The following is a 14,520-nucleotide window of genomic DNA, read 5'->3' on the forward strand; positions in this document are numbered from 1 at the left end:
AAAATCAATATAGAGGTTTAAGTAAGTGTTGTTTTAGATCAAGTTTCTTCAAAGTAATTCCGGCGGCAAGGTGATGTCCGTCAGTTTCCAGTCCCAGATGCCATGGCGGCGCAGCAAAAACTGGCTGGCGGCGGGCCCGGCGCCGCTGCGCCGCAGCACCACTTCGTTCCATGAGCGGTACGCCATGCCGAAGTCGTGGCGCTTGCCGTCCGCCCCGTGCTTGCCATGCAGGATCAATACTGTGATGCCGGGCGGCGAGACGATGGCGTCGAGCATTTCCTTGAAATCGTCCTCATTGGCCGTTTCGCCGGCCGCCCGCAGCTGGCGCGCCACGCTGGCGCGCACGGCGGGCAGGTCGGCCTGCTGCGCCAGGTTTTCCAGGCGCACGGATTTCGCCGCGATACTGATGCGGTACATGGCGATATAGGGGCTGACCCAGGTGAAGCCGATGGCGGCGACGGCAAAAATGATCGCGGTGGCGTACTTTCTTTTCATGGTCCGTGTTTTTGTATGAGCTGTGCCGCCGTGATTTTACCCGGCCAGGGGCGGCGGATGGTGTAGCATTCGTGCCGGCGCGGACCATCGCGCCGCAATATTGAGGACAACCATGAATATCACTATCAATCAGGTGCTGCAGTCGTATATCGACCCGCTCACCGCCAGCGAGTACGCGGCGCTCGAGCGCAGCCTGCTGGCCGAAGGCTGCCGCGATGCGCTGGTGCTGTGGAACGACGTGCTGATCGACGGGCATAACCGCTACGCCATCTGCCGCCAGCACGGCATCGAATTCAAGACCATCCAGAACACCAGCTTTACCTCGCTCGACGACGTCATGCTGTGGATGATCGACAATCACCTGGCGCGCCGCAGCGTGTCGGACTTCCAGCGCGGCGTGCTGGCCCTGCGCAAGAAGGAAATTGTCGCCGCGCGCAGCCCGGCGCCCGTCAGCGCCCAGGATGCGCCGGACGGCGAAAACGCGCCGAAGCCGCCCATGAGCACGCGCGAAGAGGTGGCCAAGGCGGCGAGATTGAGCAGCAACCAGATCAGCCAGATCGAGAAGATCCAGAAGGCGGCGTCGCCGGAACTGGTGGAAGCCGTCCGTTCGGGCACGATTTCCATCAATGCGGCGGCCACCGTGGCATCCCTGCCGCCGGAAGAACAGGTGGCGGCTGTCGCCGGCGGCAAAAAACTGCTGCGCCAGGCGGCCAAGGAAATCCGCGAACAGCGCGCTGCCACGCGCACGCCGCGCGAGCCGAAGGTGCATGTATCGCAGGATACGCCGGAGACGGGCAACGAGCCGTGGGCGGATAACGCGGCCCAGGCGCCGTCCGAAGCGGAACGCCTGCGCGGCGAGATCGCCAGCCTGAAACAGAAGGTGGCGCAGCTGCAGGCGGAAAATGTGGAGTTGAACCAGCGCATCGCGGCCCTGATTGACGCATCCTGATCTGGAGTTTTGGCATGTTACATAGCAGTGCCCTGTTTGCCTCAGTTGCTGTCGCCAGTATTCCCGTGCTGGCCGCACCCGCTGTTTCTGTCAAGGACATGGCCCGCTGGCAGGCGCAGGCGGCCAATGTCAGCATCGCGCGCGATACGTGGGGCGTGCCCCATGTGACGGGCAAGACGGATGCGGATGCCGTGTTTGGCCTGATGTATGCGCAGGCCGAGGACGATTTCCCCCGCGTGGAACTCAATTACATCAACGCCATGGGGCGCCTGGCGGAAGTGGAAGGGGAACGGGAGCTGTACCGCGACCTGCGCATGAAGCTCTTCATCGACCCGCTTGAGCTGCAGGCGCAGTACCGCGCCAGCCCGGCGTGGCTGCGCAAGTTGATGGACGCCTTTGCCGATGGCCTGAATTTTTACCTGGCCACGCATCCGCACGTCAAACCGCGGCTGATCGCGCATTTCGAGCCATGGATGGCCTTGAGCTTCAGCGAGGGCAGCATCGGCGGCGATATCGAATCGATCAACCTGGCGCAGCTCGAAGCGTTTTACGGCCAGCAGGCCAGTCCTGCCGCCGTGGCGCTGGCCAGCATCGAGACCGGGTTGGACCCCGAGCCCAGCGGCTCGAACGGCTTCGCCATCGCGCCCGCCATCACGAAAAATGGCCATGCGCTCTTGATGATCAACCCGCACACCTCGTTCTACTTCCGTCCCGAAGTGCAGGTCACCAGCGGCGAAGGCTTGAACGCGTACGGCGCCGTCACCTGGGGCCAGTTCTTCGTCTACCAGGGTTTTAACGAGCGCCTGGGCTGGATGCACACCTCGGGCGGCGGCGACGTCATCGACGAATACCTGGAAAGCATCGTCGACAAGGACGGCGCCTGGTTCTACCGCTATGACGGCGGCTTGCGCCCCTTGAAAACCGTGCCCATCACCTTGCCCTACAAACTGGCCGATGGCGGCATGGCATCGAAGACCATCACCGTCCACTACAGCCACCATGGCCCCATCGTGCGCGCGCAGGACGGTAGATGGGTGGCCGTGCGCCTGATGCAGGAACCGTTGAAGGCTTTGATGCAGTCGTACGCGCGCACCAAGGCGCGCGATTATGCTGCGTTTTATCAAACGATGGAATTGCGCACGAATTCTTCGAACAATACGGTGTATGCGGATGCGGATGGCAATATCGCCTACTTTCACGGCAATTTCATCCCCGTGCGCGACCCGCGCTTCAACTGGAAGCAGCCTGTCGACGGCAGCGACCCGGCCACGGAATGGCAAGGGCTGCACACGGTGGCGCAAACCATCACCCTGTTCAATCCGAAGAATGGCTGGATCCAGAATACGAACAACTGGCCGTATTCGGCGGCCGGCGCCAACAGCCCGCGCCAGAGCGACTATCCCGCCTACATGTCCGTGTATGGCGAAAACGCGCGCGGCCTGCATGCCGTCAAGGTTTTCCAGAACAGGACGGGTTTTACCCTGGACAGCCTGATCGCCGCGTCCTACGACAGCGAACTGACGGCGTTCGAAGCGCTGTTGCCGCCCCTGTTCGCGGCATACGATGCGCTGCCGGCGGGCGACGCGAAAAAGCTGGCGCTGGCCGACAAGGTGGCCTTGCTGCGGGCCTGGGACTGGCGCTATGCGCTGGACTCCACCGCCACCTCGCTGGCCGTGTTCTGGGGCCAGGAGCTGGCCGAGCTGGCGGGAAAACAGGCGCGCGAGCAGGGCGTGCCCGTCGTCGATTTTCTGGCGACGGACAAGGTCACGGCGGCGCAGCGGCTGGCTGCGCTGGCGACGGCGGCCGATAAACTGCAGCGCGATTTCGGCAACTGGCAAACGCCGTGGGGCGAGATCAACCGCTTCCAGCGCCTGACGGGGGATGTGGTGCAGCCGTTTGACGATGCGCAAGCCAGCCTGCCCGTGCCTTACGCGTCGGGCAACTGGGGTGCGCTGGCCGCGTATGGACAGAGCAGCAAGAGCACGACGCGACGCATCTATGGCGAGCGCGGCAACAGCTTTGTGGCGGCCGTGGAATTCGGTCCCCGCATCAAGGCGAAAAGCATCCTCGCCGGCGGCCAGAGCGGCGACCCGAAGTCGCCGCACTTCCGGGACCAGGCGGCCATGTATGCGCGCGGCGAATTCAAGGATGTGCTGTTTTATCCCGAGGACGTGGCGAAGCACCTGGAGCGCAGGTACCACCCCGGAAAATAGCCGCCGGGCGTATCAGATCGCGTCCAGCGCCGTGCGCAGGTCATGGCGCAAATCCTCGATATCCTCGATCCCCACCGACAGGCGGATCAAGCCATCGCCGATGCCCAGCCTGGCCCGCTGCCCGGCCGGGATGCTGGCATGCGTCATCAGGGCAGGGTGCTCGATCAGGCTTTCCACGCCGCCCAGGCTTTCGGCCAGGGCGAATACCTCGCAGCGTTCGAGGAAGCGCCGCGCGCCCGCCAGATCCGTATCGAGGTCGATCGAGATGATGCCGCCGAAGCCATCCATCTGGCGCCGCGCCAGCGCGTGCTGCGGGTGCGAGGCCAGTCCCGGATAAAACACCTTGCGCACTTCCTTTTGCTGTTCCAGCCACTGCGCCAGGGCCAGGGCGCTTTCGCAATGGCGCTGCATGCGGATGGCCAGGGTTTTCACCCCGCGCAGGGCCAAAAAGCTGTCGAACGGCCCGGCAATCGCGCCCACGGAGTTTTGCAAAAAGCCCAGCTGCTCGCGCCATTCCGCCTGCCGTTCTTCCGCGCCGACGATGGCGATGCCGCCGATGATGTCCGAGTGGCCGTTCAAATACTTGGTGGTCGAGTGCACGACGATATCGAAGCCGTGCTCCAGCGGGCGTTGCACCAGCGGACTGGCAAACGTGTTGTCCGCCACGGCGAGGATGCCCCGTTCGCGGCAGATGTCGGCAATGGCGCGCAAATCCGCCAGTTTCAGCATCGGGTTGGTGGGCGTTTCCACCCATACCATCTTCGTTTCCGGGCGCAGCGCGGCCAGCAGGTTCTCGGGATTCGTCAGGTCGACATACGTGAAATCATGACCGGCCGAGCGGCGGCGCACGCGCTCGAATAAACGGTAGGTGCCGCCGTACATATCGTCGCCGGCGACGATATGGCTGCCCGCATCCAGCAATTCCAGCACGGACGAGATGGCGGCCAGGCCCGAGGCGAAGGCGAAGGCTGCGCTGCCGCCTTCCAGGTCGGCCACGCAGCGTTCCAGCGCCCAGCGCGTGGGGTTGTGCGAGCGGCCGTAATCGAGTCCCTTGTGCACGCCGGGACTCTCCTGCACGAAGGTGGAGGTGGCGTAAATGGGTGGCATGATGGCGCCCGTCGACGGGTCGGGCGACTGGCCGGCGTGGATGACGCGGGTGGCGAGGCGGCTCTTGCGGGGCGTTTGTTGGCTCAAGATAGTGTCCTGCGTAAGTGGTTGAGAAGGTCGAAGCGGGTGATCAGGCCATAGAAGGCGCTGTCGTCGGCGACGACGGCCGTCAAGCCCCGGTCCAGGGTGGCGCGCAGGGCGGGCAAGCCGCTGGACGGCGCCAGGGTTTCGATCTGCGTCGTCATGGTGGCGCCCACCAGACCCGCGAAATGCGCGGCGTCGCCGGAGACGTGCAGCAGCAAGTCCGATTCGTCGATAATGCCGACCAGCTGGCCGCCGTCGATGACGGGCAGCTGCGCCAGGTCGCTGGCGCGCATGCGGTTGAAGGCCGTGAGCAGGGTGTCGCCCGGCGCCACGCTGACCACGTCGCCCTCGTCGTAGCGGCGTCCGATCAGGTCGCGCAAGTCGCCGGACAAGGCGCGCTGCAACAGGCCCTGGTCGCGCATCCAGCCGTCGTTGTAGACCTTCGACAGGTAGCGCGTCCCCGTGTCGCACACGAAGGTGACGACGCGTTTGGGCGTGCTCTGTTCGCGGCAGTACTTGAGCGCGGCGGCCAGCAGGGTGCCCGTCGACGAGCCCCCTAAAATGCCTTCGGCCAGCAGCAGGGCGCGCGCGGAATCAAAGCTCTCCTGGTCGCTGATGGTGTAGGCCTTGGTGACGCTGTCCATGTCGGCAATCGAGGGAATGAAGTCTTCGCCGATGCCTTCGACGGCCCACGAGCCGCTCGTGTCCGATACCTTGCCCGTGTCGATGTATTCGGTGAGGATGGAGCCTTGCGGGTCGGCCAGCACGAATTCCAGCTTCGGCTGCGCCTTGCGGAAGTAGCGCGTCAGGCCCGTCAGGGTGCCGGAGGAGCCGATGCCGACGACGATGGCGTCCACGTCATGGCCGCTTTGCTCCCAGATTTCGGGCGCCGTCGTCGTTTCGTGGGCCAGCGGATTGGCGGGATTGTTGAACTGGTCGGCAAAGAAGGCGCCCGGCAGTTCGCGCGCCAGGCGCGCCGCGTAATCCTGGTAGTACTCGGGATGGCCCTTGCCCACGTCCGAGCGCGTGGTGTGCACTTCGGCGCCCAGGGCTTTCAGGTGCAGCACTTTTTCCGTCGACATCTTGTCGGGCACGACAAGGATCACGCGGTAGCCCTTGATGCGGCCCACCAGCGCCAGGCCGATGCCGGTGTTGCCGGCTGTCGCCTCGACGATGGTGCCGCCCGGCTGCAAACGGCCGTCGGCTTCGGCCGCTTCGATGATGGACAGGCCGATGCGGTCCTTGATGGAACCGCCGGGATTTTGCGATTCCAGTTTCAGGAACAGCTGGCACAGGCCCGTGTCGAGCCTGGTCACTTCGACCAGCGGGGTGTTGCCGATCAGCTTGTATAGCGCTGGCGGCCGGGATGGGGATGGCATTCGATCATTCATGGTGGCTCCTGTCAGAGAAACAGCCGCTCCGGATTGTGTCCCGAGCCGCCTTCCGTGCCGCGCAGTGTAGGCGGGCGCACGGGTGCGGCGAACGAATGTTTGCATGCTTGCATATGCGGCTTTCGCATATCAGCTGCAGCGCGGCTACAGCGTGCGCGCTTCGAGTATGCGCCGTTTTCAGCCCGCATGCCGCGCCAACGGCACGACTATTAAGCTGCCGCAAGCCCGCCATTGCGATTTATAATCACGCCTCGAAAAGGAACTAAACAGTATCCTGAAAACCAGACAAACAGGGCAGGCGGCAGTGGCAAAACTTTATTTCCGGTATTCCGCGATGAACGCGGGCAAGTCGACGGCCTTGTTGCAGGTCGCGCACAACTATGAAGAGCAGGGCCAGCAGGTGCGCCTGTACACGGCCGCCATCGACAGCCGCTACGGCGTGGGAAGGGTCACTTCGCGCCTGGGCCCGCAGCGCCAGGTCGATATCTTCCATGCCGACACGAATTTCCTCGACGCAATTCCCCAGGTCGCTTGCCTGCTGGTTGACGAAGCGCAATTTCTCAGCACGGCACAAGTGCAACAATTGCACCAGCTGGCGCAAGTGAAGGGCGTGCCCGTCATCTGCTACGGCTTGCGCACGGATTTCAAGGGCGAACCGTTCCCCGGCTCGGCCTATCTGCTGGCGCTGGCCGACGATATCGAGGAATTGAAGAATATCTGCACTTGCGGCAAGAAGGCCACGATGAACATCCGCGTGGATGAGCAGGGCCGCCGCATCAAGGAAGGTGAACAGATCAGTATTGGCGGCAACGAAAGTTACCGCCAGGCGTGCGGACGCTGTTTCTATGCCTGATTTACAACGCCTAGCAAAACCGTAGCGAGCGGAAGGAAGTTGTGGTTGAGAAGCGCAACTGTACGAAGGTACAGTGAGCATCGCAGACCGCAAATTACGACGCGCAGTAGGTTTTGACAGGTGTTCTTATTCGGCGACGGGCGCGCCCACATCGGCATCATCCGCCAGCGCCAGGTCGCCCCGCTCGAAGGCGGCGAGGATGTCATTCGCGCGCGCCACGTCGTGTTCGCGCACCATCACGCGGGCGCCGCCGATGGCGGCCGCCAGCAGCATGTCGGCCTGCATGTGCTGGTCATCCGTCAGCAGCACGTCGATGCCGGCGGCGGCCAGGCAGCCGCGGATGACGTGCGCATCCGTGGGGATCATCAGCCGGGCAATTAAAACGTAGTCATCGTGCATGGTGCCTCCTGGCAAGGTAGATTCATCCCCATCTTAGCACCAGGCTAGCCCTTACAGCTTGAACACGCCCACCACCTGGTTCAGTTCCTGCGCCTGCTCCTGCAGGGCGTCGGCCGCCGCGGCCGCTTCTTCCACGAGGGCCGCGTTCTGCTGGGTCACCTGGTCCATCTGGGCGATGGCCTGGTTGACTTGCTCGATGCCGCTGCGCTGCTCTTCGCTCGCCTGGGCGATTTCAGCCATGATGGTGCTCACTTGCTGCACGCTGGCCACCACCGTGTCCATGGTGGCGCTGGCCTGGCTCACTTGCGCATGGCCCAGGTCCACCGTGCTGGCGGATGCCTGGATCAAATCCTTGATGTCTTTCGCCGCTGCCGTCGAGCGCTGCGCCAGGGTGCGCACTTCCGTGGCGACGACGGCAAAGCCGCGTCCCTGTTCACCGGCGCGTGCCGCTTCCACAGCCGCGTTCAAGGCCAGGATATTCGTCTGGAAGGCGATGCCGTCGATGACGCCGATGATGTCGGCGATCTTGCCCGACGAGCTGCGGATGGCGTCCATGGTGCTGGCCACTTGCGCCACGGCCGCGCCGCCTGCCGCTGCCAGGCTGGACGAGTCATGCGCCAGCCGGCTTGCCTGTTGCGCGTGATCAACGTTCTGGCGCACGGTGGAGCTCAGTTCTTCCATCGAGGCGGCCGTTTCTTCCAGCGAGCTGGCTTGCTGCTCCGTGCGGCTCGACAAATCCAGGTTGCCGCTGGCGATTTCACCGGACGCCGTGGCGATCTGCCCGGCGCTGCCGCGTACATTGCTGACCACTTGCGACAGGTTGTCGCTGATGCGGTTCATGGCCAGCAGCAGGCGGCCGATTTCGTCCAGGCTGCTGGTATCGAGGTGCACCGTCAGGTCGCCGGCGGCGATTTGCGCGGCGGCCGTTTCGGCGGCGGCCAGCGGGCGCGACACGAGGGTGCGCACGAGCCAGTACAGCAGCAGGGCGAAGACGAGCAGGGCGATGAAGCCGGAAATGGCCAGCTGGTTGCGCATCTGGCGCGCTTCCAGGGTGATTTCGTCCGTGAACGTGCCGCCCGCGATGATCCATTGCCAATCCTTGAATTGACGGTAAAACAGCTGCTTTTCGCGCGCGCTGGCAGCTGTTTCGCCCGGCGCCGTCCACGTGTAGCGCATGGCGCCGTCCTTTTGCGCCAGCATTTCCTGGATGAACAATCGGCCGTCGCTGGCCTTGAACTCGAGCGCGCTCTTGCCTTCGCTGTTCGGGTGCAGCACCAGGTGGCCGTAATTGGCGCCGGGCGCCGTGTCGACGATATAGATGTAACCCGTCTGGCCGATCTTGACCTGGCGAATCTTCTCTTTCAGCATGGCCAGATTCTTGCTGATATCGAGGCCGATGAACAGCACGCCCACCACCTTGCCGCCCGCATCGCGCACGGGGTCATATTGCGTGATGTATTGCTTGCCAAACAGTGTTGCCATGCCAACGAAGCGCTGGCCGGCGCGCAGCGGCGCATAGCTGGGGTGGTTGTGGTCGAGCTGCGTGCCGATGGCCCGTTCGCCATCCTGCTTTTTCAGCGAGGTGCTGATGCGCACGAATTCATCGCCATTGGCGGCAAAAATCGTGGCGATCACGCCCGTTTGCGCCGTGTAGCGGTCGACCACGACCGTGTCGAGGTTGAGCACCTTGCCGCCGTTGGCCAGGGCGGGCGTGGCCTTGCCGGCCACGGCCACCATCGCACCCGCGTCGACCGTGAACGGGCCGGGAAATTCGGCAGCGAACAGACGCGCGAAGCTGGCCGCCTCGTTGACCATGGCGGTATGAAATACTTCCGTGGTCGTCATGACGCTATTGAGTTCGCTGGTGACGGCCGCTTCGGCGCGCTGTTCCAGGGCATTGGAGGTGCGGATGCTGATCAGGGTCGTCAGGCTGGCGAGGATCAGGCTGACCAGCGCAAACGTGAAAACGGTAATCTTGCCGCCGACACTCCAGTGGCGGGGGGAGAAGGAAATTGTAGGCATAGTGTGAGTCTGGCAAAGGGTAATCAGCTCGGCCATTCCTGGTCATGACATGACACGCGGGGAGGGGATCTGGTGGGGAATGCGCTTGAAACGGAGGCGCGCCGGCTGTCGGGCCGCGCACAGGCAAGCTGAATTTCAGGGCGCGATGATAGCATGTTGCTTGTCTTTTGTTACTAAGTGTTTCCCGCAGGAATCATTTCTTTTGCGTAAAAACATCACCTGCGTCAAGAATTGCAAAGACTGGCTATTGACTTTTTTGATTTCAATAATGAATGTTTCTGTTCGTCGCTGGCGGATGATGCGATTTTTGTCACGAATGTTTCACTTTGTAATGAATGACGCGCTGCCTTTAATCCGCGTTTAAGCTTCCAGGAAGAAACTGATATTCCATGGGAGACTGCCAGGCCGTATCCTGTAGAATAATATGCAGACCAGTCGTGTATTCCCCTTACTGTCTTGCTGGCTGGCGCATGCCTATCTGCGCCGCCTGGCCTGGAATTGATTCAACTAATTTTCGGAGAAGCCGATGAAGAAGCAAATGATGCTGGTCACCCTGGTGCTTGCCCTGTCAGCCCACGCTGGCGCAGCCCAGACGGACAAGAGCGCCGCTCCTCCGCTACCCATGAAGCCGCTGGCCCAGCAAACGCAGGCCGCCTTGTGGGCATCGCGCGTATTGACACGCGTCCATTACAAGGCCATGCCGCTCGACGACGCCATGTCGGAGAAAATCTTCGATCGCTACTTCAAGTCCCTGGACGCGGAAAAACTGTTTTTCGTGCAAGCCGACGTCGACCGTTTCGCACCGCTGCGCACCAAGCTCGATGACGCCATCATCAATGAAGACTTGACGGCGCCGTTTGCCATCTACAACCTGTACCAGCAGCGTTTCGACGAGCGCATGGCGTATGCGCGTGAATTGCTGAAAACCAAGTTCGACTTCACGGCCGACGAGAGTTACCAACTCGACCGCGAAAAGGCTGCCTGGCCGAAGAATGACGAGGAAGTGCGCGACCTGTGGCGCAAGCGCGTCAAGAACGACTGGCTGCGCCTGAAACTGGCGGGCAAGGAAGACAAGGCCATCCGCGAGACCCTGGACAAGCGCTATGAAAGCTACACGACCCGTTCGCGCAAGCTCAACAGCGAAGACGTGTTCCAGATTTTCATGAATTCGTATGCCATGTCGATCGAGCCGCATACCAATTACCTGGGTCCGCGCGCCTCGGACAACTTCGACATCGCCATGCGGCTGTCGCTCGAAGGCATCGGCGCCGTGCTGCAGACGCGCGACGAATACACGGTGGTGCGCGAAGTCGTGCCGGGCAGCCCGGCCGGCCTGTCGGGCAAGCTGAAAGTGGGCGACCGCATCGTCGGCGTGGGGCAGGGCGAAAGCGGCCCCATCACCGAAGTGCTGGGCATGCGCATCGACGACGTGGTGCAGCTGATCCGCGGCGCCAAGGATTCCGTGGTGCGCCTCGACATCCTGCCGGCCGACGCCGGCCCGGACGCCAAGCACGTGGTCTTGCCGCTGGTGCGCAAGAAAATCAGCATGGAAGAGCAGGCGGCGAAGAAATCGATCATCGAAGTGCGCGACAACGGCGTCAAGCGCCGCATCGGCGTCATTTCCCTGCCGACGTTCTACCAGGACTTCGAAGCGCGCCGCCGCGGCGACAAGGACTTCAAGAGCGCCACGCGCGACGTCAGCCGCTTGCTGGCCGAGTTGAAGAAAGACAAGGTCGACAACGTCCTGATCGACTTGCGCAACAACGGCGGCGGTTCGCTGAACGAAGCCGTCGAACTGACGGGCCTGTTCATCGACAAGGGCCCTGTCGTGATGCAGCGCAATGCCGAAGGCAAGGTCGAAGTGGAAAGCGATACGAATGCCGGCCTGGCCTGGGATGGCCCGATGGGCGTGCTGATCAACCGCGGCTCGGCTTCCGCTTCCGAGATTTTCGCCGCCGCCGTGCAGGACTATGGCCGTGGCGTCATCATCGGCGAAGGCAGCTTCGGCAAGGGCACGGTGCAGACCTTGTTCAACCTTGACCGTTTCGGCGGCAGCGAGAAAGCCCGTTTCGGCGAGCTGAAAATGACCATCGCCCAGTTCTTCCGCATCAATGGCGGCACCACGCAGTTGCGCGGCGTCACGCCAGACATCAAGCTGCCAGCCATGTCGGACGCGGAAAACTTCGGCGAGTCGAGCTATGACAATGCCCTGCCATGGGTCGCGATCAAGCCGGCGCCTTACATACCGACGGGCGACCTGAAGGAGATCGTGCCGCTGCTGGACAAGAAACATGATGCGCGCGTGGCCAAGGACAAGGATTTCCAGTACTTGCTCGATGACATAGCTCTCGTCGTCAAGCAGCGCAAGGAAAACCAGATTTCGCTCAATGAAACCGTGCGCCGCAAGGAGCGCGATGCCCAGGAAGCGCGCGCCAAGGCCCGTGAAAAACGCCTGATCGCGCAGATTTCGAACCCTGCCGACGACCTGGTGGTGATTCCGGATCCGAAAGACGTGCTGAAGGGCGCGAAAGCGGCCAACAAGACGGCCAAGCAGATCGCCGCCGTGAAGGGCGCCTTGCGCACGGACGACGGCTTGCAGGGTGACGAACGGGCGCTGAGTGCCGAACTGGACGCTGAAACGGCCGCGAAGAGCGCCAAGGACGTGCTGCTGAACGAAGCAGCGCGCATCCTGGCCGACGAAGTGGCGCTGATCAAGGCCGATAGCCGCATGGCGTCGAAGGTCTTGCCATATGGCGCGGACAGCAAGGCGACGCCGGTGACGGCAGCGAAATAAGGCTTGTGGTCGCGTAAGAAGCCGGTTCCTTGCGGAGCCGGCTTTTTTTTTGCGCCATCAGTTATCTGTCTGGCGTATTTCTATCATTCCAACAATCAATTGGATTGATATGCCGCGACGCAGCATAATGCACCCGTCTCCTCTATTCTCCTCCAAGAAAATAGATTCAGCCCGCTCCCGCAGCGGGCTTTTTTTTGTCTTGCTTTTTGCGTGGTGCCCGCCGCGTTTCCTCAAGTCTGTCCTCCGCATGCCGCTGCAAGCCTTTAATCCCGACTGAATTTGTCGGGAATCGCTCAGATTTGCTCCGTTATACATTTTCCATTCTTGTTATATTCCCACAAAGAAATTTTCTTTGGCTTTCTGTAATGGCAGCGCGGTCTAGCGCGGCAGCAAAGCGCGTTATCCGCCACGCAGTGCGCTGTCCCATGGCTGCCTGCGCCTGATGCATAGCGCCCGATGCCGGCACCGCATGCTTTTTCCTTCTTTATTCATTCCGTCATGCCGCCAGCGGCGACCGAGAGGCTTATCTTGCGTTGTAAACTTCTTCCCCTGACCCTGCTGCCCTTGCTGGCGCTGATACAGACCGCCTGGGCCGTCGATCCTCCTGGCGCCGGCAGCCAGCTGCAGCAGATTCCCGCCGCCCCCCCGTTGCCGAAAGCGCCGCCCGCCATCCGCGTGCAGCAGGGCAACGTGCCCGCCGCCACGGTGGGCGACACGACGCGCATCGCCGTCCAGCGCCTGCAGGTCGCGGCGCCGCCAGTCTTCACCGAGAGCGAACTGGTGGCCGCCTCGGGGTTTACTGCAGGCAGCGAGCTGACCCTGGGCGAGCTGCGCGCCATGGCGTCCAACATCGCCAGCTATTACCAGAATCGCGGCTATTTCCTCGCGCAAGCCTATCTGCCCGCGCAAGATATCAAGGATGGCGTCGTCACGATCAGCGTGTTGCCAGGCCAGTATGGCCAGGTGCAACTGCGCAACCAGAGCAATCTGTCCGACGGCCTGGCCGGCACCGTGCTGGCGGGCCTGGACGGGCAGGTGATCGCCACGGCGCCGCTGGAACGCCGCTTGCTGCTGCTGTCGGACTTGCCGGGCGTGCAGGTCAGCTCGACGCTGGCGCCGGGCGCCTCGCTGGGGGCGTCCGACCTGATCGTCGACGTGCAGCCGGGCTCGCGCTTCAACGGCAGCATCGACCTGGATAACCAGGGCAACCGCTACACGGGCCGCAACCGCATCGGCGCCACCCTGAATATCAATGAACTGGCCGGCATCGGCGACGTGGCCACCGTGCGCGCGTTCACCTCGGCCGACGGCCTGAACTATGGCCGCCTGGCCTACCAGGGGCAGGCGGGCTTGCTGCGCCTGGGCGGCGCCTACACCTATATGGACTACAAGCTGGGCAAGGAATTTGCCGTGCTCGACGCCAAGGGCACGGCGAAGATCGCCAGCGCCTATGGCAGTTATCCGCTGATCCGCTCGCGCAGCAACAACCTGTATGCACAGGTCAGCTATGACGACAAGACTTTCCAGGACCGCACGGAGTCGACGGGCAGCGTCAACGACAAGAAGGCCAAGGTGTGGATGCTGAATCTGAATGGCGACAGCAAGGATGGCTGGGGCGGTGGCGGCGCCAGCACGTATTCGCTGACCTTTACCACGGGCAAGATCGATATCGAGACGCCGGCAACCTTGGCGCTCGACCGCGCGACGGTGAACAGCAACGGCCACTTCAACAAGCTGGCCTTCAACGCGGCGCGTGTGCAAAGCCTGGGCGGCGAGACGAGCTTGTTCGGCACCGTCAGCGGCCAGGCGGCGTCGAAAAACCTCGATGTGTCGGAAAAGATGGGCATCGGCGGCGTGGGCGGCGTGCGCGCCTATCCGGGCGGCGAAGCGTATGGCGACCAGGGCTATGTGCTGAATGTGGAGCTGCGCCAGAACGTGACGGCGTTCACGGCCTTTCCCGGCCAGCTGCAAGTGCTGGCGTTTGCCGACACGGGCACCGTCAAGCTGAACCGCAATGCCTGGAGCGCCGGCGACAACCGCCGCACCCTGAGCGGCGCGGGCGTGGGCGTGACGTGGACGGGCGCCAACGCGCTCGTGCTGAAGGCGTATTACGCACACAAGCTGGGCAATGCCAAGGCGACTTCCGCCCCCGATGCGGCAGGCCGCTTCTGGCTGCAAGCCGTCAAGTATTTCTAAATTACTACATCAATAAA

General features: G+C 62.8%; 10 protein-coding genes. 5 read left to right on the forward strand and 5 right to left on the reverse strand.

Annotated features, from left to right (window positions below; genetic code table 11):
* Nucleotides 1-48: 48 nt before the first annotated feature.
* Nucleotides 49-495: a DUF2939 domain-containing protein gene (locus tag CLU94_RS24010; protein WP_099667467.1), complete on the reverse strand. Its 447-nt coding sequence runs from the start codon at nt 493-495 to the stop codon at nt 49-51.
* Nucleotides 496-607: 112 nt separating this feature from the next.
* Between CLU94_RS24010 and CLU94_RS24015 the strand changes: the two genes are divergently transcribed.
* A complete protein-coding gene (locus tag CLU94_RS24015) occupies nt 608-1,444 on the forward strand; it encodes a hypothetical protein (protein WP_099667468.1) in 837 nt (278 codons plus the stop codon).
* 14 nt (nt 1,445-1,458) lie between these two features.
* Nucleotides 1,459-3,657 (forward strand): acylase, encoded by a 2,199-nt coding sequence (locus CLU94_RS24020; RefSeq protein WP_099667469.1) that lies wholly within the window; start codon nt 1,459-1,461, stop codon nt 3,655-3,657.
* A 12-nt stretch (nt 3,658-3,669) separates the two neighbouring features.
* Here CLU94_RS24020 and CLU94_RS24025 read toward each other — a convergent pair whose 3' ends face one another.
* Entirely contained in the window at nt 3,670-4,851 is a 1,182-nt protein-coding gene (locus tag CLU94_RS24025; RefSeq protein WP_099667470.1) for a trans-sulfuration enzyme family protein, read from the reverse strand.
* Nucleotides 4,848-6,239, reverse strand: a complete 1,392-nt coding sequence (locus CLU94_RS24030) for a pyridoxal-phosphate dependent enzyme (protein WP_373610404.1) — start codon at nt 6,237-6,239, stop codon at nt 4,848-4,850. Before CLU94_RS24030 ends, CLU94_RS24025 begins: the two co-directional genes overlap by 4 nt.
* Before the next feature lie 304 nt (nt 6,240-6,543).
* Here CLU94_RS24030 and CLU94_RS24035 point away from each other — a divergent pair, with 304 nt between their 5' ends.
* Entirely contained in the window at nt 6,544-7,092 is a 549-nt protein-coding gene (locus CLU94_RS24035) for a thymidine kinase (protein WP_099667472.1), read from the forward strand.
* A gap of 126 nt (nt 7,093-7,218) precedes the next feature.
* Here CLU94_RS24035 and CLU94_RS24040 read toward each other — a convergent pair whose 3' ends face one another.
* Together CLU94_RS24040 and CLU94_RS24045 are read right to left on the reverse strand one after the other, a co-directional pair.
* Nucleotides 7,219-7,491 (reverse strand): putative signal transducing protein, encoded by a 273-nt coding sequence (locus CLU94_RS24040; RefSeq protein WP_099667473.1) that lies wholly within the window; start codon nt 7,489-7,491, stop codon nt 7,219-7,221.
* Between the two features lie 51 nt (nt 7,492-7,542).
* On the reverse strand, nt 7,543-9,513 hold the full coding sequence (locus tag CLU94_RS24045) for a methyl-accepting chemotaxis protein (protein WP_180278754.1): 1,971 nt from the start codon (nt 9,511-9,513) through the stop codon (nt 7,543-7,545).
* Nucleotides 9,514-10,039: 526 nt separating this feature from the next.
* Between CLU94_RS24045 and CLU94_RS24050 the strand changes: the two genes are divergently transcribed.
* Both CLU94_RS24050 and CLU94_RS24055 read left to right on the forward strand, forming a co-directional pair.
* Entirely contained in the window at nt 10,040-12,307 is a 2,268-nt protein-coding gene (locus CLU94_RS24050; RefSeq protein ID WP_099667474.1) for a carboxy terminal-processing peptidase, read from the forward strand.
* Between the two features lie 528 nt (nt 12,308-12,835).
* Nucleotides 12,836-14,503, forward strand: a complete 1,668-nt coding sequence (locus CLU94_RS24055; RefSeq protein ID WP_257218974.1) for a ShlB/FhaC/HecB family hemolysin secretion/activation protein — start codon at nt 12,836-12,838, stop codon at nt 14,501-14,503.
* Nucleotides 14,504-14,520: the final 17 nt, after the last annotated feature.

Origin of the sequence: Janthinobacterium sp. 13, from assembly GCF_002749695.1 — a bacterium.
GTDB classification, from domain to species: domain Bacteria; phylum Pseudomonadota; class Gammaproteobacteria; order Burkholderiales; family Burkholderiaceae_D; genus Janthinobacterium; species Janthinobacterium kumbetense.

Bases quoted from the DNA above. Each gene is read 5' to 3' on its own strand.
- CLU94_RS24040 (WP_099667473.1), bottom strand. From the start codon at position 7,491: ATGCACGATGACTACGTTTTAATTGCCCGGCTGATGATCCCCACGGAT.
- CLU94_RS24020 (WP_099667469.1), top strand. From the start codon at position 1,459: ATGTTACATAGCAGTGCCCTGTTTGCCTCAGTTGCTGTCGCCAGTATT.
- CLU94_RS24045 (WP_180278754.1), bottom strand. From the start codon at position 9,513: ATGCCTACAATTTCCTTCTCCCCCCGCCACTGGAGTGTCGGCGGCAAG.
- CLU94_RS24050 (WP_099667474.1), top strand. From the start codon at position 10,040: ATGAAGAAGCAAATGATGCTGGTCACCCTGGTGCTTGCCCTGTCAGCC.
- CLU94_RS24030 (WP_373610404.1), bottom strand. From the start codon at position 6,239: ATGAATGATCGAATGCCATCCCCATCCCGGCCGCCAGCGCTATACAAG.
- CLU94_RS24010 (WP_099667467.1), bottom strand. From the start codon at position 495: ATGAAAAGAAAGTACGCCACCGCGATCATTTTTGCCGTCGCCGCCATC.
- CLU94_RS24015 (WP_099667468.1), top strand. From the start codon at position 608: ATGAATATCACTATCAATCAGGTGCTGCAGTCGTATATCGACCCGCTC.